This is a genomic window from Acinetobacter sp. TG2027, assembly GCF_000302435.1.
Taxonomy (GTDB): domain Bacteria; phylum Pseudomonadota; class Gammaproteobacteria; order Pseudomonadales; family Moraxellaceae; genus Acinetobacter; species Acinetobacter pittii.
Window position 1 is genome coordinate 89,535 of the sequence record NZ_AMJN01000035.1, and the last position, 26,059, is coordinate 115,593.

At 39.7% G+C, this 26,059-nt stretch carries 24 protein-coding genes; 8 read left to right on the forward strand and 16 right to left on the reverse strand.

The features are described from left to right. Position 1: 1 nt before the first annotated feature. Complete coding sequence (gene aceE, locus B806_RS0107950) at positions 2-2,719, reverse strand: pyruvate dehydrogenase (acetyl-transferring), homodimeric type (RefSeq protein WP_002121885.1); 2,718 nt, start codon at positions 2,717-2,719, stop codon at positions 2-4. Positions 2,720-2,968: 249 nt separating this feature from the next. Then, positions 2,969-3,661 (reverse strand): M23 family metallopeptidase, encoded by a 693-nt coding sequence (locus B806_RS0107955; RefSeq protein ID WP_002121983.1) that lies wholly within the window; start codon positions 3,659-3,661, stop codon positions 2,969-2,971. A gap of 100 nt (positions 3,662-3,761) precedes the next feature. Between B806_RS0107955 and B806_RS0107960 the strand changes: the two genes are divergently transcribed. After that, a complete protein-coding gene (locus B806_RS0107960) occupies positions 3,762-4,208 on the forward strand; it encodes a DciA family protein (protein WP_017387570.1) in 447 nt (148 codons plus the stop codon). A 97-nt stretch (positions 4,209-4,305) separates the two neighbouring features. Here B806_RS0107960 and lpxC read toward each other — a convergent pair whose 3' ends face one another. The 8 genes from lpxC to gshB form a co-directional block, all read right to left on the reverse strand. Further along, positions 4,306-5,208, reverse strand: a complete 903-nt coding sequence (lpxC, locus tag B806_RS0107965) for a UDP-3-O-acyl-N-acetylglucosamine deacetylase (protein ID WP_005804430.1) — start codon at positions 5,206-5,208, stop codon at positions 4,306-4,308. Positions 5,209-5,317: 109 nt separating this feature from the next. Beyond that, a complete protein-coding gene (gene ftsZ / locus B806_RS0107970) occupies positions 5,318-6,493 on the reverse strand; it encodes a cell division protein FtsZ (protein WP_002121912.1) in 1,176 nt (391 codons plus the stop codon). A 164-nt stretch (positions 6,494-6,657) separates the two neighbouring features. Continuing rightward, positions 6,658-7,920, reverse strand: a complete 1,263-nt coding sequence (gene ftsA, locus B806_RS0107975) for a cell division protein FtsA (RefSeq protein ID WP_002122057.1) — start codon at positions 7,918-7,920, stop codon at positions 6,658-6,660. A gap of 60 nt (positions 7,921-7,980) precedes the next feature. Then, positions 7,981-8,835: a cell division protein FtsQ/DivIB gene (locus tag B806_RS0107980; RefSeq protein WP_017402848.1), complete on the reverse strand. Its 855-nt coding sequence runs from the start codon at positions 8,833-8,835 to the stop codon at positions 7,981-7,983. A 2-nt stretch (positions 8,836-8,837) separates the two neighbouring features. Continuing rightward, positions 8,838-9,764 carry a D-alanine--D-alanine ligase gene (locus tag B806_RS0107985; RefSeq protein WP_005066802.1) on the reverse strand — a complete coding sequence of 309 codons (927 nt, stop codon included), beginning with the start codon at positions 9,762-9,764 and terminating at the stop codon, positions 8,838-8,840. Positions 9,765-9,801: 37 nt separating this feature from the next. After that, positions 9,802-11,250 (reverse strand): UDP-N-acetylmuramate--L-alanine ligase, encoded by a 1,449-nt coding sequence (gene murC / locus B806_RS0107990; RefSeq protein ID WP_002122011.1) that lies wholly within the window; start codon positions 11,248-11,250, stop codon positions 9,802-9,804. Between the two features lie 11 nt (positions 11,251-11,261). After that, entirely contained in the window at positions 11,262-12,359 is a 1,098-nt protein-coding gene (murG, locus tag B806_RS0107995; RefSeq protein ID WP_017402849.1) for an undecaprenyldiphospho-muramoylpentapeptide beta-N-acetylglucosaminyltransferase, read from the reverse strand. 237 nt (positions 12,360-12,596) lie between these two features. Then, on the reverse strand, positions 12,597-13,541 hold the full coding sequence (gshB, locus tag B806_RS0108000) for a glutathione synthase (RefSeq protein WP_017387572.1): 945 nt from the start codon (positions 13,539-13,541) through the stop codon (positions 12,597-12,599). 160 nt (positions 13,542-13,701) lie between these two features. On the opposite strand from gshB, the gene B806_RS0108005 reads away from it, so the two are divergent. The 3 genes from B806_RS0108005 to B806_RS0108015 all read left to right on the forward strand — a co-directional run bounded on the left by B806_RS0108005 (position 13,702) and on the right by B806_RS0108015 (position 16,945). Further along, entirely contained in the window at positions 13,702-13,914 is a 213-nt protein-coding gene (locus B806_RS0108005) for a DUF1737 domain-containing protein (RefSeq protein WP_002122004.1), read from the forward strand. Between the two features lie 230 nt (positions 13,915-14,144). After that, entirely contained in the window at positions 14,145-16,331 is a 2,187-nt protein-coding gene (locus B806_RS0108010; protein ID WP_031944681.1) for a TonB-dependent siderophore receptor, read from the forward strand. 146 nt (positions 16,332-16,477) lie between these two features. After that, a complete protein-coding gene (locus B806_RS0108015) occupies positions 16,478-16,945 on the forward strand; it encodes a surface-adhesin E family protein (RefSeq protein ID WP_017387574.1) in 468 nt (155 codons plus the stop codon). Between the two features lie 51 nt (positions 16,946-16,996). On the opposite strand, the gene pyrE is transcribed toward B806_RS0108015, so the two are convergent. Continuing rightward, complete coding sequence (gene pyrE / locus B806_RS0108020; RefSeq protein WP_017387575.1) at positions 16,997-17,647, reverse strand: orotate phosphoribosyltransferase; 651 nt, start codon at positions 17,645-17,647, stop codon at positions 16,997-16,999. Between the two features lie 38 nt (positions 17,648-17,685). On the opposite strand from pyrE, the gene B806_RS0108025 reads away from it, so the two are divergent. Next, a complete protein-coding gene (locus tag B806_RS0108025; protein ID WP_002122009.1) occupies positions 17,686-18,510 on the forward strand; it encodes an exodeoxyribonuclease III in 825 nt (274 codons plus the stop codon). Positions 18,511-18,962: 452 nt separating this feature from the next. Continuing rightward, on the forward strand, positions 18,963-19,313 hold the full coding sequence (locus B806_RS0108030; RefSeq protein WP_017387576.1) for an arsenate reductase: 351 nt from the start codon (positions 18,963-18,965) through the stop codon (positions 19,311-19,313). Between the two features lie 38 nt (positions 19,314-19,351). Here B806_RS0108030 and B806_RS0108035 read toward each other — a convergent pair whose 3' ends face one another. Next, positions 19,352-19,789 (reverse strand): DUF2147 domain-containing protein, encoded by a 438-nt coding sequence (locus tag B806_RS0108035; protein ID WP_002121971.1) that lies wholly within the window; start codon positions 19,787-19,789, stop codon positions 19,352-19,354. A gap of 152 nt (positions 19,790-19,941) precedes the next feature. Between B806_RS0108035 and B806_RS0108040 the strand changes: the two genes are divergently transcribed. Continuing rightward, positions 19,942-20,853 carry an alpha/beta hydrolase gene (locus B806_RS0108040; protein WP_004790086.1) on the forward strand — a complete coding sequence of 304 codons (912 nt, stop codon included), beginning with the start codon at positions 19,942-19,944 and terminating at the stop codon, positions 20,851-20,853. Between the two features lie 174 nt (positions 20,854-21,027). Then, entirely contained in the window at positions 21,028-22,221 is a 1,194-nt protein-coding gene (locus tag B806_RS0108045) for a GGDEF domain-containing protein (RefSeq protein ID WP_017387577.1), read from the forward strand. Here B806_RS0108045 and dsbD read toward each other — a convergent pair. The 4 genes from dsbD to B806_RS0108065 all read right to left on the reverse strand — a co-directional run bounded on the left by dsbD (position 22,216) and on the right by B806_RS0108065 (position 25,890). Further along, the gene (dsbD, locus tag B806_RS0108050; protein WP_017387578.1) at positions 22,216-24,042 is read right to left on the reverse strand and encodes a protein-disulfide reductase DsbD; all 1,827 of its coding nucleotides are present in this window, start codon (positions 24,040-24,042) and stop codon (positions 22,216-22,218) included. The genes B806_RS0108045 and dsbD overlap by 6 nt on opposite strands. An 18-nt stretch (positions 24,043-24,060) precedes the next feature. Then, positions 24,061-24,828, reverse strand: coding sequence for a transporter (locus B806_RS0108055; protein WP_014207941.1), 768 nt, complete (start codon positions 24,826-24,828; stop codon positions 24,061-24,063). 12 nt (positions 24,829-24,840) lie between these two features. Further along, a complete protein-coding gene (locus tag B806_RS0108060; RefSeq protein WP_005066773.1) occupies positions 24,841-25,386 on the reverse strand; it encodes an ankyrin repeat domain-containing protein in 546 nt (181 codons plus the stop codon). 153 nt (positions 25,387-25,539) lie between these two features. Continuing rightward, positions 25,540-25,890, reverse strand: a complete 351-nt coding sequence (locus B806_RS0108065; RefSeq protein ID WP_001019316.1) for an HPF/RaiA family ribosome-associated protein — start codon at positions 25,888-25,890, stop codon at positions 25,540-25,542. Positions 25,891-26,059: the final 169 nt, after the last annotated feature.

Here is a 26,059-nt window from a genome sequence, read left to right on the forward strand (position 1 = left end):
CTTAGTTCCCCTCACCTGTTTGCGTTTCATTATATTCAGCAACTGCCTGAACTTCTGGATGCGCTTGAGGAGCCCATGCCACTGGACGGTCAGTATCTAACTCAAAGTTAGAAATTGCGTCTTTAACTAAACGTGCGTCTACTTCACCTTCGTCAGCTAATTTTTTCAAAGTAGCAACAACGATATGTGCAGCATCAACACCAAAGAAACTACGTAAATTAGCACGTGTATCTGAACGACCGTATCCATCTGTACCTAATGCAACAAATGGGCGACCATCTGGAAGATAAGCACGGATTTGTTCGCTGTAAGCACGCATATGGTCTGTTGCTGAAACAACGATACCTTCTGTGCCACGTAACTGTTTAGATACCCAAGACTCTTTCACTTCTTCAGAAAGTGGGTGTAAACGGTTGTATTCTTCACATGCCATACCATCACGTGACAACTCATTGAAGCTTGTTACACTCCAAACGTTTGAATGGATTTGGTATTCATCACGTAAGATTTTCGCAGCTTTGATTACTTCACGAAGAATTACACCTGAACCAAGTAATTGGACAGTTGCTTTTTCATCTTTTTCGAACAAGTACATACCACGTTTAATGCCCTCCTCAGCGCCTTCAGGCATTGCAGGATGCTCGTAGTTTTCGTTCATTACAGTTAAGTAGTAGAACACACGCTCTTGGTTCACATACATACGTTGTAAACCGTCGTGTACGATTACAGCTAATTCATAACCAAAACATGGATCATAAGATACACAGTTTGGAATAGTGTTCGCCAAGATATGTGAATGACCATCTTGGTGCTGTAGACCTTCACCGTTCAACGTTGTACGACCAGCAGTTGCACCTAACAAGAAACCTTGAGCTTGCGCATCACCAGCTGCCCATGCAATGTCACCAATACGTTGGAAACCGAACATTGAGTAGTACATATACATTGGAATCATTGGCAAGTTATTCGTTGAATAACTTGTTGCCAACGCAGCCCATGCACTCATCGCACCAGCTTCGTTAATCCCTTCTTGAAGCATGTGACCGTCACTTGCTTCACGGTAATGCATTAATTGTTCTTGGTCTTCTGGGGTATATTTTTGGCCGTGAGCGGCATAGATACCGAGCTGACGGAACATACCTTCTAGACCAAAAGTACGTGCTTCATCTGGAACGATTGGTACTACGCGGTCTTTAATCGCTTTTTCTTTGAGTAAAGAAGCAATTAAACGAACCATCACCATAGTGGTAGATTGTTCTTTACCACCTGAACCATTTAATACAGCATCAAATACAGATAATTCAGGAATCGCTAAAATTTCACTCTCTTTACGACGTGCAGGTAGGTAACCACCTAACGCTTCACGACGCGCCTTCATGTACTTCATTTCTGGAGAGTTTTCACTTGGGCGATAGAATGGAAGCTCTTCTAACTTATCGTCTGTAAATGGAAGATTGAAACGGTCACGTACATATTTCAAAGAGTCGATCTGCATTTTTTTGATTTGGTGAGTTTTGTTCACCGCTTCAATTTCTTCAGACAAACCGTAACCTTTAACAGTTTTCGCAAGAATAACTGTTGGTTGACCTTTAGCTTTCATTGCTTCTGCATAGGCAGCAAACACTTTGTAAGGGTCGTGACCACCACGGTTAAGATTATCGATATCTTCATCGCTTAAATCTTTTACAAGTTCCGCAGCTTCTGGGTACTTGCCAAAGAATTTCTCACGTGTGTATGCACCACCTTTTACTTGATAGCGTTGGTATTCACCATCAACTGTCTCTTCCATTACCGCTTTTAAAGCGCCTGTGCTGTCTTTTGCAAGTAGTGGATCCCAATGACGACCCCATACCACTTTAATGACACGCCAGCCCGCACCACGGAATAAAGATTCTAGTTCTTGAATGATTTTACCGTTACCACGTACAGGACCATCTAAACGCTGTAAGTTACAGTTAACAACCCAGATAAGGTTATCAAGCTTTTCACGACCAGCAAGTGAAATAGCACCAGTACTTTCTGGCTCATCCATCTCACCATCGCCAAGATAAGCCCAAACTTTACGATCTTCTTCTTTGATCAAGCCACGGTTCATCAAATATTTTTGAATATGTGCTTGATAAATCGACATGATTGGACCAAGACCCATTGATACGGTTGGGAATTGCCAATAGTCAGGCATTAAATATGGATGCGGATAGCTTGGTAAACCGTTACCGCCAACTTCACGGCGGAAATTACTTAACTGTTCTTCAGTTAAACGTCCTTCAAGGAATGAACGTGCATAAATACCAGGAGCACAGTGCCCTTGGTAATAAATCATATCTCCGCCAAAGCTATTGCTGTTTGCGCGGAAGAAATGGTTAAAACCTACGTCATATAATGTTGCACTTGATGCGAAGCTCGCCAAGTGTCCACCTAAATCATCACCTGTTTTATTCGCGCGAAGTACCATTGCTAAGGCATTCCAACGAATCAATGCACGAATACGGCGTTCCATATCTTGGTCGCCTGGCATTGCAGGTTGTTCTTCAACAGAAATTGTATTTAAGTAAGGTGTATTGAGACGTTGAATTGGAACATGCTTAGCAATTGCTTGTTGGTAAAGTTTTTCCAACAAGAATGCCGCTCGTTCAGTTCCCATATGTTGTAAAACTGAATCGAATGCATCTTGCCATTCTTGGGTTTCTTGTGCGTCGGAGTCACCGTAAAACGCCATAATTCACCTGTTCCTTGTTCTCTAATCTACTTTGTATTTTTACCACGTTTTACCCCTTTCAAGTTATTGCCTCGGGTGAATGTGAGGGGGCCCTATTATTTTCTGAATGAATAGTCATTGACCGAGCAGTAAACAAAATAACAAAAAAACGCCAATAATGGCGTTTTTTTATACAATCTTTGCGTTAAAAAAGGTTTAGCTTAGTTTTAGATTCATAAATTTAATAACCTTACCTTTTTAACTATGCTTTTATGGAAGCATCGCCAAGTAAGTAGTTGGGTTCTTACGTTGACCATCTTTTACTACTTCATAATGCAAATGTGGACCAGTACAGCGACCTGTACACCCTACATTAGCAATATGTTCACCTGCAGAGACTTGGTCGCCTACACGCACCATTAGACGTGAAGCATGAGCATAACGCGTTAAATAACCATTGCCGTGGTTAATTTCAACATATTGACCATAGCCAGTGCCCCAGCCAGATTTAGTTACAATACCTGGGCCTGTAGCATAGATTGGCGTACCACTCGGAGCAGCCATATCTAATCCGCCATGATGTTCTGCACGACCACCCATAGTGCGGCCACCAAAGTTTGAAGAAACTCGTACAGTATCAGGAAGAGGGTGAGAAACTAACCAAGAGTAAGAATTTGAAGAAGAGGCATTAAAAGAATTTTTTGCGGTTGTGTTACCGTACTTCTTTGCGAGCGACTCATTGTTGAGTTCAACTGTTTTTTGGCGTAAGGTCACTGAAACTTTCGCACTCGCCGGAAGATCTAAATCATCGGGATGAGTATATGAACCTTGAGATAATGTTTTTGATAGCTGTTCCAATCGATCTGAGTCAGTAGATTGGTTAATTGTTTGATAATCTGCAAAAGCAACTGATGCTGCCGAAGCGGCAAGTGAAAACGCTAATAAAATACGACGCGTGTGCATAAAAACCTCTTGAAACTGTTCTTACTCAAGTTCCTTATGATCTCTTCCTTGATATCGATTGAAATGAACGCTTAAGATTAAGACAAGAATCCATCCGAGAATGACCATGTCTAAACCCGATAACGTTTTTCAACAAACCGGAAAACACATAAAAACAGGAAACCTTACGTTTCTAACAACGCAAGTCGCGCAATGGCAAAGACTTACGAAAATTATCCAACCCTTATTGCCCCAACCGGAACAATGGCAGGTCGTGTGTTATCAAAATGGCTCTTTAATCATTACTGGTGAAAATCAAGCGATGATTAGTCAACTCAGCTATTTACAGAACCAATATGTATCTAAATTATCTCAGCTTGAAGGGTTAAAAGACTTACAACGAATTCAGGTCCGATTGAGAAATAAAAATATTCCAAATGTACCCTCATCTGAGCCATCTAAACCCATTCCCCCGGAAACACAAGAAATGTTACGTAGTGCAGCCGACTTCGTGAGCGACCCTAAGCTTAGCCAAGCTTTACTACGTTTGGCAAGCAATAAAAAATGACGAGCTTTCTATTTCTTAATTAGAATCATTATTATTATGTGATTATAATCACACTTTTTAATGTTACATTATAACGTAGCCAAGTAAAGACAAGGACTTATATCACGCTCACATATGGAATTGGACATTGACTCTCGTCATCAAATGTTACAATTTCATAATTACTCGGATCACTTTGAACATTGCGTAACAACTGATTATTTAAAGCATGTCCTGATTTATAGCCATCAAACTTGGCAATAATTTGATGACCAAGCAAATACAAATCACCAACTGCATCTAAAATCTTATGTCTAACAAATTCATCAGCGAAACGTAAACCTTCTTCGTTGACGACCCCTGTATCATCTACACCAATTGCATTATCTAAGCTTGCACCTAGTGCTAAATTGTTTGCTTTCAGGTAGTCCAGATCTTTCATGAAACCAAAAGTACGTGCTTCACTGACCTCATAAACAAAAGTTTCGGTCGAAAAGTCGATCGTCGCAGATTGATATTCTTTAGCAAATGCCGGATGGTCAAAATCAATCGTGAAATTTAATTGAAAACCATTGTGAGGGCTGAAAATTGCTTTCTTATCATCGATAAGTGCTTCAACTGGTTTTAATATTCTTATGAATTTTTTCGGTGCATCCAATTCACGCAATCCACCTTGCATTAAAAGGTAAATAAATGGACCAGCACTACCATCCATAATTGGAACTTCAGAAGCAGATACCTCAACAATAAGGTTATCAATTCCTAAACCTGCAATCGCACTCATTACATGCTCAATTGTGCCTACTTTTATATCTCCGGTTACCAAGTTGGAGCACATAAAAGCTTCTTGAATGAGCAATGCATTAGCAGGGATATCGACGGGCGGATCCAAATCGATACGGCGAAATACAATACCTCCATCCACGGTATGTGGAATGAAATTGATCATCACTTTTTGACCGCTATGAAGACCTATTCCACTCGCTTTTACCACACGATTGAGAGTACGCTGTTTCACCATGCTTTGTAACTTCTTTTTTAAAACCGCTATACGTTAGCATATTTAGTCATTGATCAAAAATAAAAAAGGCAGTGTTTAAACACTGCCCTTCATTAAATCTAATGATAATTTACTTACGTTGCTGATTTTTCAAGTAATCTTGAATACTCATTGGAGAAGAACGCGGAGTAGAACTTGCTGTGCTACTGACTTCATTATCGGCGTTTTGACGCTTATTAATTGCAGGAACGTCATCTTCATCAACAGATTGAGCTGATTGAGACGATGCATGGCTTACCGTATTACGTTTTCTTGGTTCAGCATCTGCTGCATTACGAGTTAAACCAGTTGCAATCACTGTTACGCGTAATTCATCACGTGCATCTGGATCAAATACTGTACCGTAGAAGATTTCGCCTTCATCAAGGTCAACAATCTGGTTCACAACGTCAGTAATGATTTCAGTCTCACGTAGCGTAATATCATCACCACCCGTAATATTAATTAACACGCCCTTGGCATTAATAATATTTACGTTATCAAGTAATGGACTACGGATCGCTTGTTCAGCAGCTTGACGCGCACGATCTTCACCACGACCTAAACCAGCACCCATCATTGCGTAACCGCGAGTACTCATTGCAGTTTTCAAATCGGCGAAGTCAAGGTTAATGTGACCACGGTTAACAACTAAGTCAAAGATACTACGTACGGCATTTAACAATACATCATCAGCTTTTTTATAAGCATCTTTCATTGAAATATCGCCATATACGCTCAATAAGCGTTGGTTAGGGATAATAATCAATGAGTCGACATGTGCTTCAAGTGCTTCAATACCACGTTCAGCAGACTTTAAACGACGGCGGCCTTCAAAGTTAAATGGTGTTGTAACTACACCAACAGTCAAAATGCCCATTTCTTTGGCAACTTCAGCCACAACAGGCGCTGCACCAGTACCCGTACCACCACCCATACCAGCGGTAACGAAAACCATATCCGTACCTTCAAGGTGGTGACGGATGATTTCACGGCTTTCTTCTGCTGCAACTTGCCCTACTTCAGGGTTAGCACCAGCACCTAAACCACGTGTACTTTGCTCGCCTAACTGAATTTTGAAAGGTGCATTCATACAGTCCAGTGCTTGTTTGTCTGTATTGGCACAAACGAATTTAACACCTTGAATATCAGACTGCACCATATGTTGAACGGCATTACCGCCACCACCACCTACACCAAATACAGTGAAACGGGCTTGACCGTTGCCATCGTTTAGTTCATCTTCTATAAATTCAAATGAGGCCATGACCTTTAGGGTTCCTAATACATTATGGCAGTCACTTCAGCCCGTATACTGCCTTGATTTTCAAAAATAACTAATTTTAAGAATGCTGTGCAATACCAACCTTGTCAAGTACAGCGGTTTTCTCTTACAACTTCCTAACAATTCTACCAATAAATACATACATCCTAAAAAATGGCTTTTAACTTGCTATTAAACGCATTCCAGCCATTTACCATTCGTTCCCATACCGAACGGTCATTTGCCTCTTCAGGCTCTTCAACAGCATCTTGCAACTCACTTTGGCTAAACATGAGCAAACCAGCTGCTGTTGCATACATAGAACGACGTAAGGCTGCTTGATGTTGATCATCAGCATAAACCTGTAACGGCGGATTACCCAAATGTGCAGATACACCCAACATACGACGAGCTAAACTCACCATACCTTCTATTTGACAAGCATCCCCTGTCAATACTACCCCATGGTATAAACCATGAATTGCACCGCTTTGTTCGAGTTCATCGCGAATCTGGCTAAAGATCTCTTCATAACGGGCAATAATAATTTCTGACAACTCAATTCGGCTAATTGTTTGAGGGCCATCAATTCCTTCTACTTGAATCATGTGATCTGGCTTAACAGCACTTAAATCGACACAACCATGCAAAATTTTAATTCGTTCAGCTTCTTCTGTCGTGGTTTGCAATACAGCAGCAATATCACGTGTAACGTGTTCACCACCGCGTTGCAATGTACGTGCTAGAGCCAAACGACCATCTAGATAAACAGCAAGATTGGTAATGCCTGCGCCAATATCAACCAGACAAACACCATACTCTTTTTCATCTTTCAGCAAGCTTGCCTCAGCGGTTGCCAGACAAGACACCACCATTTTTTCAACCCCGATATTTGCACCTTTCATGGCACGATCAAGGTTTTGCATAGTCGCTATAGGCATCATCATTAACTGATAATGTCCAGTCATACTATGGGCAGTCATATTAATTGGATTCTGCACCCATTCAGCAGAATCACCTAATTCAAAGCCTAACGGCACTGCACTTGCTAAATAGTAATCAGAAGTCACATGACTTGCTTTTGCCAATTCTAACGCGCGCACGACTTCATTTGTTGTAATCACATGTGCTGGATTAGATACTGGTGTGCGACCAGAGGCATAAAAACTTTGCAACTCGGTACTCGGAATAGATACCCATGCGCTATGAATGCGACATTCGGCCATATTTTCCGCTTCAGCAACAGCATTTTTAATCGCAGCAATGACTTTATCGAGGCTTACAATTTTTCCTTTATTCATGCCTCGATTGCGAGCAGTTGCCATACCGATAACTTGAATGTTATCCGGCGCATGAATTTTTCCAATCAAAACTGAAACTTTATGCGTCCCAATGTCAATCGCAACAACTGAGGGAACAGCTTCACTCATCACTCATACCATTTCTTTGTTGTTTAATACCAGGCAAATTGCCTATTTTAAAGCCACGTATTATGGCTTTGCTTTTGTTCCACCTGCAATGCTTGTGTCATCACTCGTTACAACAAACTGACTATTCACAATTTTAGGTGGTGTTGCGTTCTTCCATTGAATAGATAATCCATTACGATATCGCAAATCAATGGCTGAGATTTTCGACCACACCGGTTTTAAGTCAGATTGTGCCAAATGACTTAAACGTTGCAACTTATTCATTGTTTGATCTTGGTCAACAATAATACGCAAACCAGAATCAAATTGCATAAACCAAGTCATTCGCTCAGTCAGATATAACTCTTTTAAGCGTAAATTAACAGGATGGAATAATTGATTAATTTCATTATAGCGTCGCATCATCATTTTTGACTGACTTACTGGCCCATGAAGCAACGGAAGTTCAGGATGAATTGTCGGCTCCGCCTCACTAAATACATCGCCTCCATCGCTTAACAAGCGACCTGTTCCCCAACGGGCGATAGCATGTCGAGGCATGACACGAACACGAATACCATTGGGCCAAGCACGAGATACAACAACTCGGTCTACCCATGAAATTTCTAATGTTTTGTCACGAATTTGTTCTAAATCAGATGTGAAATAATTCGCTTTTATAATTGGAGCAACATGTTGCATCACTTGTTGGGTTTCAACAGAAGATGCTGAACCTACAACTTCTAGTTTTGCAACTGTTGCATCTGTAATAACTTTATATAACCCATAAATTCCGACTGCCAGCACTACAAAAGCAATAACCAACAGCACCCATCCACCAGCATTCGCAAGCTTCTGCTTACGCGTAGGTGGTTTATCATGAATAGAGGTGATGGCCGCACGTTTACGGCGCATGGAAGCCGGAAGTTGTGCCATATTTAAGCCGTACCTTCCAATGTTTGCTCAAGAATCGCAACACACAATTCATCAAAGCTATAACCAACCGCTTTAGCAGCTTTTGGAACTAAAGAGTGACTGGTCATACCTGGAACAGTGTTTACTTCTAAAAGCCAGAAATTGCCTTGCTCATCCTGCATCGCATCAATACGGCCCCAGCCTTCTGCACCCACTGCCTGAAAAGCACGCAAACACAATGCCTGTAGGTTTTTCTCTTCAGCCTCACTCAGACCACAAGGAATACCATACTCTACATCATTACGTTGATACTTCGCTTCATAGTCGTAGAAAGCAACATCTGCTGGTGGTTGCAAACGAATAACGGGCAAAGGCTGTCCATTTAAGAATGAAATTGTGAATTCACGACCAGTGATCCATTTTTCTGCCATCACCACAGCATCGTGCTGAGTCGCCTTTTCAATTGCAGCAGCAAAGTCTTCTGCTTTCTCAACCTTACTCATGCCGACACTCGAGCCTTCATGTACAGGTTTGATAATGACAGGTAAGCCTAAATCAGCAATCACCGCATCTAAATCTGTTTCTTTAGTAATAATGCGATATGGCGCTGTAGGTAAATCGCTACCTTGCCAGATTTGCTTGGTTTTAACTTTATCCATGCCAATAGCAGAACCTTGCACGCCTGTTCCTGTATAAGGCAGATTTAACCATTCAAGCACACCTTGAATCTGGCCATCTTCACCGCCGCGACCATGCAATACAATAAATGCACGATCATAATTTACAAGTTCAGTCACACTGCGGTCTTGTGGATCAAATGCTTCAGCCTGAACACCTGAACGTAACAAAGCGTCCAAAACTGCCTGACCACTATCCAAAGACACAGCACGCTCAGCCGATTTCCCACCAAACAACACGGCAACTTTGCCGAATTTTGTAGCATTTGACACGTTTAAATCCTTAACCCGATTATTCAATACTTTTTGTTTATTTCACATACAAATGGTGTTGTGCAAGTTCTACTGAAATTGCTCCCACGTTACCCGCACCTTGTGTTAATAACAAGTCATTTGGTTGTAACACATTTTGCATGATGTTTTGCAAATTACCTTCAACCGGATCGACCAAAATCGGTTCTACTTGTCCGCGTAAACGAATACTACGCGCTAAAGTGCGGCTATCTGCACCCACAATAGGTTTTTCACCAGCAGGGTAAACTTCCAACAATAATAATTGATCGACTTGAGAGAGCACTTCAATGAAGTCATCAAAACAATCGCGAGTACGAGAGTAACGGTGTGGCTGGAACAACATAACCAAACGACGGTCCGGATGGCTTTGGCGAGCAGCTTTAATAGTTGCTTCTACTTCTTTCGGATGGTGCCCATAGTCATCAACTAACTTAACGTTGCCATCAGCAAGTTCAAATTCACCTTGCACCTGGAAGCGACGGCCAACACCACTAAATCCTTCTAATGCACGGCTAATTGCATCATCAGAAACACCTTCATCTGTTGCAACACCAATTGCTGCCAAGGCATTTAAAACATTATGTAAACCTGGTTGATTAATTGTTAAACGCAATGGTTCACGGCCTTTACGCAACACAGTGAAGTGAGATTGCATACCATCTTGTTCAATATCAACTGCACGAATGTCATTATCTTCATTAAAACCATAAGTAATGACCGGACGGCCTACACGCGGCAGAATTTCACGAATGTTTGCATCATCACCACAAACTACAGCCAAGCCATAAAATGGTAAGTTATGAAGGAACTGTACAAACGTATCTTTTAATTTATCAAAGCTACCTTCATAGGTATCCATATGGTCAGCATCGATATTGGTTACAATCGCTGCCATTGGTTGCAAATAAAGGAAAGATGCATCTGATTCATCAGCTTCAGCCACGATGAAACGGCTTTCACCTAACGCCGCATTTACGCCTGTACTGTTAAGTAAGCCACCAATAACATAAGTTGGGTCAAGGTTTTCTTCAGCCAACATCGTCGTCAAAAGACTTGTGGTTGTGGTTTTACCATGTGTACCAGCCACAGCAATACCGTGACGGTAACGCATCAGCTCGCCTAGCATCTCTGCACGACGTACAATTGGAACACGCTGTTCAATTGCAGCTTTAATTTCCGGATTTTCCGGATCAATTGCTGTAGAAACTACAAGCACATTGGCATTTTTAATATTTTCCGGTTGATGGCCAATATAAACTTTGATGCCATTTTTCTCTAATTGTTCTGTAGTTTTAGACGCTTTGATGTCTGAACCGGAAATTTTATAGCCTTGGTTACCCAAAACCTCTGCAATGCCACACATCCCAGCGCCACCGATCCCCACAAAATGAATGTGTTTGATACGGCGCATTTCAGGCACTTTAATCAGTTTTTTTGCTTGGTTCGCAGCTGTTGATGGAGACATAGTAAATCCGATTACATTTTTTGGATAAGATCAACCACATGCTGAGTCGCATTTGGTTGGGCATGTTGACGCGCTTTCACTGCCATTTCAGTAAGTAATTGGCGGTTCATCAGCGAAGTGAACAATTCATTTAAAACATCTGGTGTCATGGTCGATTGCTGGCAAATTTTCGCAGCACCGACATCCGCCAGAAATTTGGCATTTGCAGTTTGATGGTCATCAACTGCTATAGGGAGTGGTACAAAAACTGCGGCCACACCTGCTGTTGCAACTTCTGTTACCGTGAGTGCTCCAGCTCGGCAAATAATTAAATCTGCCTCACTATAAGCTTTTGCCATATCTTCAATAAACGGCAAAACGTGTACAGTTAAATTAGCTGGTGCATCTGCATAAAGTGCTTGAGTTGCCTCAACTTGTTGCTGACCACACTGGTGAAAAATATTTAGTGGAACTTGTAATTGTTTTAATGCTGGAGGTAAGCGTTCATTGAGTGCTTTAGCACCTAAAGACCCACCCACAATTAAAATATTTAAAGGCTTGCCCGCTTGTTCACGCTCATCATAGCGCCACTTTGGGCTTAAAATATCCGTGATTTCACGACGCACGGGGTTTCCTGTGGTTACAACTTTTCCACCAGCAGGAAAGGTATTTGGAAATGCTTCACATACGACTTTAGCAACACGAGACAACTGCGCATTGGTAAAACCAGCAACTGCATTTTGCTCGTGAATAAGTACAGGAATGCCTAACAAACGGGCGGCTAAACCACCTGGTCCCGCAACATAACCACCAAAGCCTGCAACCACATCAACTTTAAGTCGTTTCATATAGCGCATTGCACTAAAAGTGGCTTTTAAAATTTTAAAAGGTGCAGCAACTTTACGGACTAATCCATTGCCACGAACACCTTGGATATCAATTTGATATATTGGAATATTTTGATCTTTTAATAACCGATTTTCCATACCTGTTGGCGTGGCTAACCATGAAACCTGACAACCTTGTTGTTGAAGTTGTTTGGCTACGGCGAGGGCTGGAAAAACATGTCCACCTGTACCGGCAGCCATCATCATGACATGTTTGGGTTTGCTTTGCTGTGAATCGGTCACGGTCTAATTCTTCAACTCAAAAAACAATGGAAATTGTCATCTATTTTTGTAGCCGTTTATTTTAATCCTAAAGCTTCATTAACGAAAAGCTAATTTCACTCGTTTATAACAGAAAGATGTGCTTTTTTGAAAATATGCCTACAAAGCTGTGGTGTATTTAGTATTGTTATTTTATTAATTCATATATTTTCAGGTGATTTCCAATAAATACCACTGAAAATCACCTGAAATAAATAATTAAGCTGTACGGCCAGCTTCTAATACATCAAATAGATCATCGGCAATTGATGTACCAAATTGAGCATCAATTTCGCGGATACAGGTTGGACTAGTGACATTAATTTCAGTGACATAATTACCAATTACATCAAGTCCAACAAATACCAATCCTTTTTCACGTAAGAAAGGCCCGATTTTCGCTGCAATCTGCTTATCATTTTCAGTAAGCGGACGCGCTTGGCCTAAACCGCCTGCTGCCAAGTTACCCCGCACTTCACCATTTTGTGGAATACGAGCTAGGCAGTAAGGAATAGGTTCGCCATTTACCATTAAAATACGCTTATCCCCTTCTACAATTTCAGGAATGTAGCGTTGAGCCATAATTGGACGAGTACCTAGCTCTGTAAGCATTTCTAGGGTAGAACCAATATTTACACCGTCTTGGTATAAACGGAAAATACCCATACCACCCATACCATCAAGTGGCTTAACAATTACATCGCCATGTTCTTTAATAAATTCACGAATTAAACTTTGTTGCGATGTTACAAGTGTAGGCACTTGTAGTTCTGGAAACTGCGTTGCAAAGAGTTTTTCATTGCAATCACGCAGTGATTGAGGCTTGTTAATAATCCAGGAGCCTTCGCGCTCAGCTTGCTCAAGCACGTAAGTCGTGTAGACAAAATTCATGTCAAACGGCGGGTCTTTACGCATGAGCACAACATCGTAAGCCGCGATTGATTCCTTTTTCTTTTCGCCTAACTCATAGTAGTGGTTGTAATCTTCGAACACCTTTAACGGTGAAATGAGACCGTAAGCCTTGCCTTGATCGATATATAAATCTTGTTGTAATGCATAACCTAATTCATGTCCACGACGGCTCGCCGCCCACAACATTGCCATGGTTGAATCCTTTTTAAGGTTTACGGTTTCAATCGGATCCATGACGACAAGTACACGCATGCTCAAGCTCTTCTTAAAATTTAAATTAGCATGAGTATAACTGAGATTTTTCACTGGTTTTTCTTAATTTCAGTAAAACCCTATCGGTTATTTCTTTATCTTGAATTAAGGTAAATTCAGTTAAACTATGATCATAAAATATTATTTTTAAAGGCTAAACATGAAACTTTATCGCTATTTAACTGGTCCTGATGACTCTGCTTTTTGTGCGCGAGTAACTAAAGCTCTGAATCATGGTTGGGAGTTATATGAAGCACCAACCATGACCTTTAATGGAACGCATGTCATTGTGGGACAAGCAATTTGCAAAACAATTGACGAGAATTATGATCCAGAAATGGATATTTTAGATGTTCTGAAAAATAACGCTTAATCCCCAAGGAGGAGTTTTTATTGGTAAAAGCCCCTCTCCAAAACCCAATTAACAAGAAAAACTAATGAGTCAACTCATACAATTCGTTTAATTTGCTAATTAACTTATTAAAAATCAGTTATTAAAAAATAAATATGTCATTTTTTAAGATAATAGTTCTTTTATTCTAAACAATTAAATGATTATAATTATCATTTATGCTTTTATTTTTGTTAATTGATTTTATTTTTATGTTAAGAATTTCTATACCATCTCCCCAAATGAAGCGTCTTTTCCCGCTGAGCTTACTCAGTTTAATGATCTTGAATATTCAAGGTGCCTACGCAGAGGAAGCGACTGATTCAGCCGCAAAAGTGGCAGCTACCATGCCCACCATAAAAATTGAGGCAATGAGTGAGCTCGACCCAATTAAAAGTTATATCGACTATGATAAAGCCAATGTCACACGTAATGGTTTAGACAAAAAAGATATTCCTCAAACCATTGATACAATTGATGTTCAGAAATATAAAATTTATGGATCAAATGATTTAAGCGTTATGCTGCAAGGCACCCCTGGCGTATCAACCAGTTACGATATGCGCGGTGATGGCATCACGATTCGTGGCTTTGGTGCCGATACAGGTGATATTTACCGTGATGGCATACGTGAAAGCGGGCAAGTACGTCGTAGTACAGCAAATATCGAACGTATTGAAATTTTAAAAGGCCCCGCCTCTGTTTTATATGGCCGTAGTGCTGGCGGCGGGGTTGTGAATATGGTGAGTAAGTTCGCCAATTTTGACTCTAAAAGTTCAGTTGGTGCATACGCAGGTTCTTACGACAACTACGGAACAACGGATGACATTAACCAAGTCATTAATGACAATTTAGCAATACGTTTGACTGGAGAATATGGCGAGTCAGACAGCTTCCGCTCCGGCATTGAAAATAAAATTGAAATGTTTTCACCAAGTTTTACTTATAAAAATGATGATGGAACACTCACTTGGACCACACAATACACCTATGACAAATTAGGTCGTGTACCTGATCGCGGACCATCACGTGACATTCTGCCTGCAGGGACTTCAATTAAAATGGGATTTGCCCAAGACGGCGATTATGTGGATGATATTTTGCAAGTGGTCCGCACCGATGTGAATTATCAATATGCGCCTGATTGGAACTTTCACTGGGCAGCAAGTTACCGACAAGCAGAACAGAATTTTGATCACTTTTATTTTGGAACTTATTGTGGTTTAGATGGTAAAAACTCAAAGAATGAGTCTTGTACTAAAAAAGGTTACGTCGACCAAATCTACTACTGGCAACAAACCAGCAATAAGACCACCACCAATACATTTGATATTAAGGGCAAGTTCAAAACAGGCTCACTTGAACATCAAATTATGATGGGTACAGACTGGACATATGAACAACGAGAGCCACGCTTAGCAAATGAAGCTCAGAATGGTTCTATTTACGGCTACGTTAATCCATTCACAGGCGAACGTGAATATAGCCGTGGCAATGGCCCATTAAAGATGAGACAGCATAACTATAATGAAGGCACAACTTACGGCGTATTTATTCAAGATTTAATTGGTCTAAATGACCAACTTAAACTCATGCTGGGTGTGCGCTACGATTACTTTGACTTTTCAACCACCAACAAGCTGACAAAAGAACACCGTAATGTAAAAGATGGCAGCTTTAGCCCAAATGTTGGTTTGGTATGGCAACCGCTTCCTGAACATAGCTTTTATACGTCTTACTCTAAAAGCTTTGCACCGTTTGGCGGACAAATGGGTGTTAACCAAGTTACTGGAAACACCGATGTCACAAAAATGGATAAAGAGCCTCAATATAACGAGCAATATGAAGTGGGTGTAAAAAGTGAATGGTTAGATAATCGTTTAAATACTCAATTTTCTATCTTTGATATTCGTAAAAATAATATTCGCTATAAACCAAATCCTAATGAGCAACCAGAAGTATGGGCAACTGCGGGTCAGCATCAATCTCGTGGTCTTGAATTTAGCTTTATTGGCCGCGTACTTGATAATGTCTTTGTCCGTGGTGGCTATGGCTACACAGATGCAAAAGTAAAAGAAGATAAACAAAAACCTGAACAAGAAGGCAACTATTTAGCAAATACATCTAAAAACACGGGTAATTTATTTGTTCGCTATTTACCAACTGAACAGTGGTATACCGAAGTGGGTGTGACCTATGTGGGCTCTTATTATCCAAATATTAATAATCAAGTAAAAATGGAAGGATTTAACCGTGTCGATGCGGCGATTGGCTATAGTGCAGATCCATGGAATGTCACACTTGCGGTGAATAATCTAACCAATAAAGAGTACTGGCGCTCAGACAGCATGCCAGGCACACCACGTAATGTGTTATTGCGCTTGAATTATCAGTTTTAAATAAAAATATTAAAAAGGCATACCCCTATTTAGAGGTATGCTTTTTTTTTAATAATAAAAGAAACAAGTTTTTTATCTTCAATAAATAAAATGCTTAATTTTTAGATTATACTTTCCTCATTAAAGATACCAATTAAATCAACAATATGAATAAACAGTTTATTTTAACTTTTTTATTATTTTTTTTATCGCTATCAACAGAGGCAAAAATCATTACTCTTTCAATTGATACATATCAAAACTTATCAAAACAACAGCAAAATAGTATTAAAGACAACCTCAACAAAGGATGGATCAGTTATGCTAGAGATGATACAAAAATTCATTATTTGAGTTATCAACTAATTAAATCTATTTCAGATTCCATCGTAATAGCCCCAGTTAAAACTACATCAGTCAATCTAGGAGATTTAAACTCTATAGGGTTATGGCAATTTGACTGCAAAAATAAAAAAATGATGTTGTTGTCTACAGCAACTTATTCAATTACGAATTCTAAAATATTTTCAATAGAAGAAGTAGAATTTCCAAAAGAAGTACCAGCTATTCCTAATTCTATGGCAAATAGAATTTTAGAAATGGCATGTGTTCTGAACTACATAAAAAATAATTAGTCATAAAAGGAAGAAGAGCTCAAGCGCTCCTTCCTTTTATATTATTAAAAATCAAATCCCGTATTTTTCACGGTAAGCTTGCATATTTGCTAGCGCTTCTTCTTCACCTTTGGCATCTAAATAATCCATTAAATCTTTCATGGTAATCAGTGCATGCACAGGAATTTCTAATTCTTTTTGAACTTCTTGAATTGCAGAAAGCTCACCTTGACCACGTTCTTGACGATCTAGCGCAACTAATACACCAGCGATAGTTGCACCAGCATTTTTCAAAATCGTTACCACTTCACGAATCGCTGTACCTGCGGTAATTACGTCATCAATAATCCAGACCTTTTTACCTTCAACTGCAGCACCGACTAAAACACCACCTTCACCATGATCTTTTGCTTCTTTACGGTTAAAGCCCCATGGCACGCTCTTGTTATGTGTTTGCGACAAAGCAACAGCTGTCGCTGCTACAAACGGAATGCCTTTATAAGCTGGTCCAAAAATCACATCAACATTTTCACATTGTGTTAATTTATCAGCATAGCCTTGCGCTAAAAGAGATAAAGCTTCACCATCGTTGAGTAGGCCTGCATTAAAAAAATAAGGACTCACGCGTCCAGATTTTAAAGTAAACTCACCAAATTTAAGCACACCGCGTGATAATGCGAGTTCGATAAATGCTTGCGGGTGAAATGACACAGGCGTTGTCATGAGGTGCTCCAAATTCACAATTGAGGTTAAATTTTCGCATGATACCAAAGGATCAGTATCCAAGTGATGTAAAAATTCTTCGAGTCGTTTCCATTAACGTAAATGGCTTACGTTCTTCAGTAACGAAAGGCTTACTTGAATGGTTAGAACAATCAGATGCCGATGTCGTATGCATGCAGGAAAGCCGCATTACCCATGAACAATGGACTGAAAAATTCAGACCCGAAGGATGGCATACCCATCTCTTTCCAGCAGAGCGTGCAGGTTACGCGGGGACTGCGATATATAGCCGCCTACCCTTCGTCTCTGTTAAAGATGGTTTAGGGTTTGAGCTGGCTGACAGTCAAGGCCGCTTTATTTCCGCGGAATTCGATTTAGGTTTGTCACATCCGGTACATATTGCATCATTATACTTACCTTCGGGCTCAAGTGGTGAAGAAGCGCAAGCACGTAAAGATTTATTTTTAGGTGAATACGCAAAAATCTTGAAACAATGGCGTGATGAAAACAAGTCAGTCATCATTTGTGGTGATTACAACATTGTTCATAAACGCATTGATATCAAAAACTGGTCAGGTAACCAGAAATCATCTGGTTGTTTACCACATGAACGTGCTTGGCTTGACCATATCTATGATGAACTTGGCTATGTCGATACTTTCCGTGTAGTTCGCACAGAAGCAGAACTTTATTCATGGTGGTCAAATCGCGGTCAAGCTCGTGCAAAAAATGTAGGGTGGCGTATTGATTACCATGCATGCTCGCCAGACTGGAAAGCACGTACAATTAACGCATGGGTTTATAAAGATCAATGGTTTAGCGACCATGCACCCGTTATTATCGACTATAAAATTCAAGAATAAGTGAACACTCGTTCACTTACATTGTCGTTTTCGCTTACAGCATATGTCGTTTTTGAGTATTTTTCTTACACAGCTTTAACGGCATTATAGCCCCACGGCACAGGGAAGCAGTCAGGATGACGCAAAAGGATAGGACGCCGTAGGAAGATAAAATAAACTTATGATAAGTTTATTTGCAAGGATGTGACATTGGACGTTGAAATGAGACCCGCATGATCAGGATGATTAAATGCGGGTTTTCTCTTTTCTGTCTCTTATTTTGCGCTAAGTTCTTTTAGTTTTAACTTCTTCTTATTAAGCTCATTATTACCATGTCTTATGACAATAACATGACATTTCTCTTTCGATTAATCATTAATTTTCATTTGTTTTAAAAGTATCGGTATAAAGTAGTGCTTACAAGCATTTTGGGTTAGGCTGTGTGCTCTCTCTTTTTGACATGGTCCGATAAAATGTTAAAAATTTATGGAATTAAAAACTGTAACTCAATGAAAAAAGCATTTGATGCCTTACAGGCTAAAGGGCTTAACTATGATTTTCATGATTATAAAAAACAAGGCATTGATGCAGATACTTTAAAAATCTGGTTAAAAGAAATTGGACAAGATACCGTTCTCAACAAAAAAGGAACGACTTGGCGTAAGCTTTCAAAAGAAGAACAAAATCGTGCTCTAAGAAGTGAAGATCACCTGATTGAAGCACTCATTGCTCAACCAAGTTTGATTAAAAGACCTGTTTTAAAAACTTCACAAGGTTTCATTGTAGGTTTTGATGAAACCGCCTATCAAAATATTCAAGCCTAAAAAAACGAGCCATTTGGCTCGTTTTTTTATTAAAACTTTTAGTTCGCGCGAATCCACGTTTGGTTACGACCAAGTGCAGAAACGCCAATATAACCACGTAATTTAAGCTTTTTGCCGCCATCGGTTAACTCACCTTTCAGTTTGTAAGTTTTACCTGATTTTGGGTCTAAAATCGTACCGTTTTCATAACTGTTACCACCTACATTTTTTAAATTATGTACAATGGTGACACCTTTAAGCGGTTTGTTTTTGTACGGACCTTCACATTTTGTACAAGCGTTTTCTTCACCTGGTGTCAAAATGTTTTGGATGGTTGCAGTTAAGGTTCCGTCCTTCTGTTCCGTAAATTTCACTACGGCTTTTGGCTTGTTGGTCTGATCATCAATCGTTTTCCATACCGTTCCATTGAGTGAATCAGCCGCATTGGCAAATGCAGCCATACCAATGAGTCCTAAAGCTAAAGCAATCTTTTTCATTTTTGTAATATCCTTGGGTCTTTCAAGATTTTCAGTATTCAGAAGTCGCAAAGATATTGCAATTTTTGAATGTGACTGTTTCGTGTAACCTTGTAATCTTGCAAAATAAAATTTACAAGAAAACAAGAAACTAGCATAAAAATGGATGCTATATGAATATATCAAATGTTTGGAAATATTATTTTACAGAAACTTTTCTTAAAACAACAATTCGTAAGCCAAGCCAGCTAAATTTGCCAGCTACTGCCTTACGCCCTGTACTAGATCAGATGTGTCGTGCTTTTCCACGACAAAAAAATGTTTCTGTGCGCCCGATTCGACTAGCAGGTATTAAAGGTGAAGAAATCAAACCGCAAGATTCTGCGACTCAGCTGATTTTTCACATTCACGGTGGTGCTTTTTTCCTTGGTAGTGTTAAAACACATCATGCTTTTATGACGGATTTAGCTGCCCGCACTCAAATGCAGATTATTCATGTGGACTATCCACTTGCACCTGAACATCCATACCCTGAGGCAACTGAAGCTCTGTATGACATCTATCAGTCTTTGGTAGTACAAGGCATCCAACCGAAAGATATTATTTTATCGGGTGACTCATGCGGGGCAAATTTAGCGCTAGCACTTTGCTTGCGTTTGAAAGAACAACCTGAACTCATGCCGAGTGGCCTCATCTTGTTGTCTCCATTTTTGGATTTAACACTCACGAGTGAGTCTCTTCGGTTTAACAAAAAGCATGATGCCTTATTATCTATTGAAGCCCTACAAACAGGCACTCAGTACTATATAGGCAATCACATCGCAGCCGATGATCCACGTGTTTCCCCTATCTTCGATGACTTACATGGCCTCCCACCAACTTTGGTTCAAGTGGGTTCTAAAGAAATCTTATTAGACGATGCCAAGCGTTTTAGAGAAAAAGCTGAAGATGCTGGTGTTAAAGTTCAATTCAAACTTTATACGGGCATGTGGCATAACTTCCAGATGTTTAATGCATGGTTTGATGAGGCTAAACAAGCATTGGCAGATATTGCTGAATTTGCCCACGAACTCGATAAAACTTAATTTATTTATAAATGATGTGAATAGACCTCAAAACTTTTCACATCATTTTCTTTATAAAAAGTCATCATATATAAATTGAAAATCATGTTATGTTTAAAATATAAATTATTGAAACAATCCAATTTTAGGATGGTCTAACAAAGAGGCATCTATATTTAGGAGCCCTTATTTATTATGAAAAATCGTTTAATCACTTATCCCGTAAATAGAATAAAACAGGTGATAATCGATTTCATCCACAATAATCACATCATCAACTGGACGCCATTACAAAAAAGCGCACTGATGCTCACACTTGCTTGCGCAATGAATTTCAGTTGGATTTTATGGAAAGGCTATATTTTAATTACACCAAGTGTCTGGCAATGGGCAAATTTACCTTTAGTTGAATCACAAATCTGGCTCAATTTATTTACCTTATTTTTATTAGTCCTTTTGATTATTCCCTGTTATCGCTACAAAAATGATGAATGGGCTCAAAAAGTTATTCCTTTCATTAGCGTGCAGTTCTTTGCACTTATGCTATGTCATGATGGATATTTAATTGGCAGTATCAGCCCTGCCACTATGGTCGGTTATGTGGGTACGATTGGGGTGGGTCTGGTGTTATTTGACCGTAAAATTGTTTATAGCGCTCTTGTACCTGCGACAATTATTTTAACTGTATGTACATATTTAAGTATGACAGGTGCTTTAGCGTATGCACCTCTATTTAATTTTAGAGCCATGGATCATGCCCAAACCAATTCTTTCTGGTTAGGAAGTATGGCTTTTTTTATTATGCCTATTTTATTGGCCTGTTTTGTTTTATTTGAAATATTACTCACCCAATGGCGTCAGCGAGAAACTTATATTCAACGTTTAAGCCAAATCGACCCATTAACTAATGTATTAAATAGACGTAGTTTAAACATGCATTTGGAGTCGCTACACCAACAACAATTTGATTATGCTGTGGTACTTCTTGATATCGATCATTTTAAAAAAATTAATGATATATACGGCCACCATCAAGGTGATCAGGTCTTAATTGAAATTGCTCAATGTCTTTCTGAGAATTTACGTAGCGAGGACATTATTGGCCGATTTGGTGGAGAAGAATTTATTTTACTACTCCCCCATACAGATATTATTCAAGCAGAAAGAATTGCTGAGCGTTGTCGCCAAGCCTTGCAAGAATTACCTGTTTTTACCGCTCAAAATAATCCTATTCACATTAGTGCGAGTTTTGGAATAAGCAGTTCAGCTTTTGCACAAGATCCTTATCTGGTTATTCGGCAGGCTGACCAAGCACTCTATGCAGTAAAAGCTTCGGGACGTAATCAGGTACGTACATTTCATCAGACCAAAACTATTGATACTTTATGATTCTTTGAATTTTGCCAAACTCGCGAGTTGCTGCAAAAGCTCTTGTTGACTAAAAGCGCCCGTTAAACGTAAAGCACGAATCTCTTTTTGCTCTGGGCTTAAAAATAAATAGGTCGGTGGTCCTAAAATATTCCACTGCTTGAGTAGTGCTTCATGCGACTGGTCATAATGGCTCAAATCAAGCTTAATTAAATAATAAGGTGCAAGAGCAGATTGAACCTCAGGTGCTTTTAAAATACGGTGCTCAATCGGTTGGCAAGCAACACACCAATCTGCATAGACATCAACCACAATAGCCCGATCAGTAGGCGCTGCCGCTAGAAATTTTTCAAAGTCCGCTGCTGTTGTTGCAATATGCCACTCGGCCATGTGGGCAGAACTTTGCAAAGTTCGATTTTGAATATGTTGATATTGGTTATAGGCTACAAAAGGTGTAACGATTAATAATAAAATCGCGTAGAGCCATTGTAGTTGCCCTTTTTTCCAGAAAAACTGATAAACAGCATAGCCTATAAAAGCAAGGCCTAATACGAGGCTAAGCACTTGCATACCCAAATCTGGCAATAAAGGACGAATAAAGTAGAGGCTTAAACCCAACATCAGAAAAGCAAAAATCACTTTAATCTGATGCATCCAGTCGCCTGCTTTAGGCAAGAATTTTGCCCCTAAAATACTTGCAAGCAGTAGTGGAATTCCCATTCCAAAACCTAGGCAGAATAAAAGCAAAGCACCTTGCCATTGGTTTTGTGTTTGAGAAATAAATAATAAAGTTCCAGCGAGAGGTGCGGTCATACAAGGACCGACCAAGAGTGCAGAAACCACACCCATGACTCCTGCACCTACTAAAGTGCCGCCTTGTTGCATTGACTGAATACGGTCAAGTCGGTTTAACCATGTCTGAGGTAAACGAAGCTCAAACAAACCAAATAAGTTCAGAGCAAAAACAATAAACAGCAAACTAAAAGCAATTAAAGTTGCTGGCTGTTGTAACCAGCGTTGGAAATTTAAGCCTGCCGAAGAAGCAATTAAACCCAAGCCTGCATAAACTAATGCCATGCTACACACAAAAGTAAGCGCAATAGTCCAAGCCTTTAAACCTTTATGTTCGCGAATGATCAGTGAAGTTAAAATAGGAAGCATCGGTAAAGAACATGGCGTAAATGCGAGCAACATGCCTAAACCTAAAAATAATAAAACTCCATACCAAAGCGAGTGTTCAATTAACTTGGCTGACCAAATCTGATCTTGCGCAATTTGAGGTGTAGTTGTATCAGCTGCCGTCTCTGTACTCTGCTCTTTTTCTAAAGATTCTGAACCAGAGGAAGTGTCAGATTGTGTATTCGCTAAATCTAGTAATCGTTTTGGCGCTGTTCCTGCTTGGTTTTGCACACCCACCAAGCCATCTGCATCAGTTTGAAACTCAATGGTTTGAGGTGGATAACAAATACGGTCTTTGGCACAGCCCTGCCAAGTCACACTATAGTGCTCTGAAGGCTTAGTCTTAATTTGGAAATTAACTTGATGGTAGTAAACCTGACTTTGCCCATAATTTTCATCATATTGGGCAACCGCTTTAGGTAACTTTAAAGTTAAAGGTTGAGTACCTTGTTGTACGGAAAATTTATGCTGATAAAGATAGTAATTTGGCTGAATCTGCCAAGACAAACTCGCAGTATGCGGCTCAGAAGATTCAACCGAAAATGAAAAAGCTTGTTCGGGTGAGAGTAGCTTATCTTGCGCATAAACCAACTGGCTAAACACACAAACAGCAACTGCTAGAAAATAAAGAATTCCCTGATGAATAAGCTTTTTCATTAACATAAATTTAAATTGCTTCGATTAGAACAAGAATGCCACGCCTAAGCCACCGTTGTAGCTCTTGTCTTGACCCTCTAAATCAACCCCGATACTTGCATCGAGCTGAGTACGATCATTTACGGCGTAGACTAAACCTGTCCCTAAACCATATTCGTAGTCTTGGCTTTCAGCTTTACGGTAAATAAACTCAGAATAACCTGACAGCTTACCTGCGATTTTATAATCAATCGTTGGAATTGCAGTTACTGCCCAGTTACTATTTTGTACTTCGTAGCGCATGGTAATGGATGTGCCGACTAAGTCATTATATTTATAAGCGACTGCTGAACTTAGGCTATAAATATCGTCATGTGCAGTAAATTCATCATTTCCAGTGGCAATGATCGCTTCAGCTAACACAGCCATTGATAAGTTTTCATCATTTAGATCAATTGCTTTTTTCAAACCGATGCTGACATCACCAAAGCCTGACGTGTCATGTTTTTTACCAGCACGTTTAGTTTGAGTCCATGCTGGACCTTGCCAACCTAATTGTAATTCCAAGCCGTCGGCTAAACCGGTACGGAATAACATATCTTCATTTACAGTTACGGTCTTTTCTTTGACGCCATCAACCGTTGACTCTGTATAAGTTGCACTTGGCAAACCTTGTTCCCAAGCCAATTTACCAACCGGAGTAATCCCTGTTCCAAAGCCAGCACCTGGGCGATCAAAAGAGAACTCTGCAGCAAAAGTACTTCCTGCGGCAACAGTGGTCAAAGCAAAAGTTAAAATTTGAAATGTTCTCATTCTATTATCCAATCAAGTAGTTAGTTCTTTTGACATTTTTGCCCCATGTTGGCGCAATAATTCTAATGTTTCACGCTCTTCTTGAAGCGCTTCTGACCAATCTATTTCATCAAAGTCACAATCAAAGAACAACTGACTGATTGAAGATAAAATAGTGAGTCCCTCTTCATCGCGTGTGTTTGGATCAACTTTTTCATTTAATAAACGTTGAACGGCTGGCGCACATGCCGAGCTTGCCGCATCCCATAAAGGTCCATAAAACTCTTCTGCATCCCAAAGGTGTACATTCGCTTTGGCTTGAATCAAAGCTTCGAGAATATCGAGGTAAACTTGTAATGATTGTTGCTTTTCTTCTTTTGATAGTGGTGTACCCGCTTCATAAGCTTCTGATACATCTTCCCACCATTTAAAAATTCCATCACATATGATTGATACAGGTGGCCCTTGTTCCGGATCAATAAAGTTCGGATCAAGTCCTTCAGCAAGTAATTTTTGCACTTGCGCGAGTTCTAATTCTTCTATGGCTTTAATTAAAGCTTGCTGCTGGGTGGTTAACATGACCATCTCTCAAAAATATATTAGGACTATTATGCCTAATCTCGTCTGAAGATTTTAGAGGTTGATTGCATCGCATTGCAAACCTAATGTTGTGAATAGTTTTATTTTTATCAAATATAAAAAAAGCCCCGAAGGGCTTTTTAGCATTTTAAATTAAACTTCATCATCAATGAATTCTGGTTGACCACCTCTCGGGTGTTCTTTTTTCTCAAAAGTATGTTCAAGGCTACGTTTTAATTTTTCAATCGCGCCATGAATCGAGGCGTCAATATTTCCTGCTTTATGATGTACTGCAACTGGTTTCAAACCTGAAGGACGCGCTTCAATCATACAGTGGATATCTTTGTCACCACCTTTGTCCCCATTTTCATCACTAAAATGAACCGAAAAATGCGTAATACGTTCGCTATGACGTTGGAATTCTTGAGTAAGTTCTGCACGTACATAAGTAATTAAACGTTCGCTGTTATGGATGTTTTTATCTGTGCGGATTTCAATATTCATAAATACCATCCTCTCTTTCTTACTGTGGATCTTTTCTATGCAAAACTTTTTTATGTTGGCATGTTTTAAGCATGCATGAACTGACTTCAATTGTACATTTTGATGGTGTAATGGTTTGTTATCTCCTGACTTAAACGTACTGCTTTTAATTTATTTTGAAGATCTTCAT

Bases quoted from the DNA above. Each gene is read 5' to 3' on its own strand.
- B806_RS0108045 (WP_017387577.1), top strand. From the start codon at position 21,028: ATGAAAAATCGTTTAATCACTTATCCCGTAAATAGAATAAAACAGGTG.
- B806_RS0108010 (WP_031944681.1), top strand. From the start codon at position 14,145: ATGTTAAGAATTTCTATACCATCTCCCCAAATGAAGCGTCTTTTCCCG.
- murC (WP_002122011.1), bottom strand. From the start codon at position 11,250: ATGTCTCCATCAACAGCTGCGAACCAAGCAAAAAAACTGATTAAAGTG.
- B806_RS0108065 (WP_001019316.1), bottom strand. From the start codon at position 25,890: ATGAATATTGAAATCCGCACAGATAAAAACATCCATAACAGCGAACGT.
- B806_RS0107980 (WP_017402848.1), bottom strand. From the start codon at position 8,835: ATGGCACAACTTCCGGCTTCCATGCGCCGTAAACGTGCGGCCATCACC.
- dsbD (WP_017387578.1), bottom strand. From the start codon at position 24,042: ATGTTAATGAAAAAGCTTATTCATCAGGGAATTCTTTATTTTCTAGCA.
- B806_RS0108025 (WP_002122009.1), top strand. From the start codon at position 17,686: ATGATACCAAAGGATCAGTATCCAAGTGATGTAAAAATTCTTCGAGTC.
- B806_RS0108040 (WP_004790086.1), top strand. From the start codon at position 19,942: ATGAATATATCAAATGTTTGGAAATATTATTTTACAGAAACTTTTCTT.
- B806_RS0107955 (WP_002121983.1), bottom strand. From the start codon at position 3,661: ATGCACACGCGTCGTATTTTATTAGCGTTTTCACTTGCCGCTTCGGCA.
- ftsZ (WP_002121912.1), bottom strand. From the start codon at position 6,493: ATGGCCTCATTTGAATTTATAGAAGATGAACTAAACGATGGCAACGGT.
- lpxC (WP_005804430.1), bottom strand. From the start codon at position 5,208: ATGGTGAAACAGCGTACTCTCAATCGTGTGGTAAAAGCGAGTGGAATA.
- ftsA (WP_002122057.1), bottom strand. From the start codon at position 7,920: ATGAGTGAAGCTGTTCCCTCAGTTGTTGCGATTGACATTGGGACGCAT.
- B806_RS0108015 (WP_017387574.1), top strand. From the start codon at position 16,478: ATGAATAAACAGTTTATTTTAACTTTTTTATTATTTTTTTTATCGCTA.
- B806_RS0108055 (WP_014207941.1), bottom strand. From the start codon at position 24,828: ATGAGAACATTTCAAATTTTAACTTTTGCTTTGACCACTGTTGCCGCA.
- gshB (WP_017387572.1), bottom strand. From the start codon at position 13,541: ATGCGTGTACTTGTCGTCATGGATCCGATTGAAACCGTAAACCTTAAA.
- pyrE (WP_017387575.1), bottom strand. From the start codon at position 17,647: ATGACAACGCCTGTGTCATTTCACCCGCAAGCATTTATCGAACTCGCA.
- B806_RS0108030 (WP_017387576.1), top strand. From the start codon at position 18,963: ATGTTAAAAATTTATGGAATTAAAAACTGTAACTCAATGAAAAAAGCA.
- B806_RS0108060 (WP_005066773.1), bottom strand. From the start codon at position 25,386: ATGTTAACCACCCAGCAGCAAGCTTTAATTAAAGCCATAGAAGAATTA.
- B806_RS0107960 (WP_017387570.1), top strand. From the start codon at position 3,762: ATGACCATGTCTAAACCCGATAACGTTTTTCAACAAACCGGAAAACAC.
- aceE (WP_002121885.1), bottom strand. From the start codon at position 2,719: ATGGCGTTTTACGGTGACTCCGACGCACAAGAAACCCAAGAATGGCAA.
- B806_RS0108005 (WP_002122004.1), top strand. From the start codon at position 13,702: ATGAAACTTTATCGCTATTTAACTGGTCCTGATGACTCTGCTTTTTGT.
- B806_RS0108035 (WP_002121971.1), bottom strand. From the start codon at position 19,789: ATGAAAAAGATTGCTTTAGCTTTAGGACTCATTGGTATGGCTGCATTT.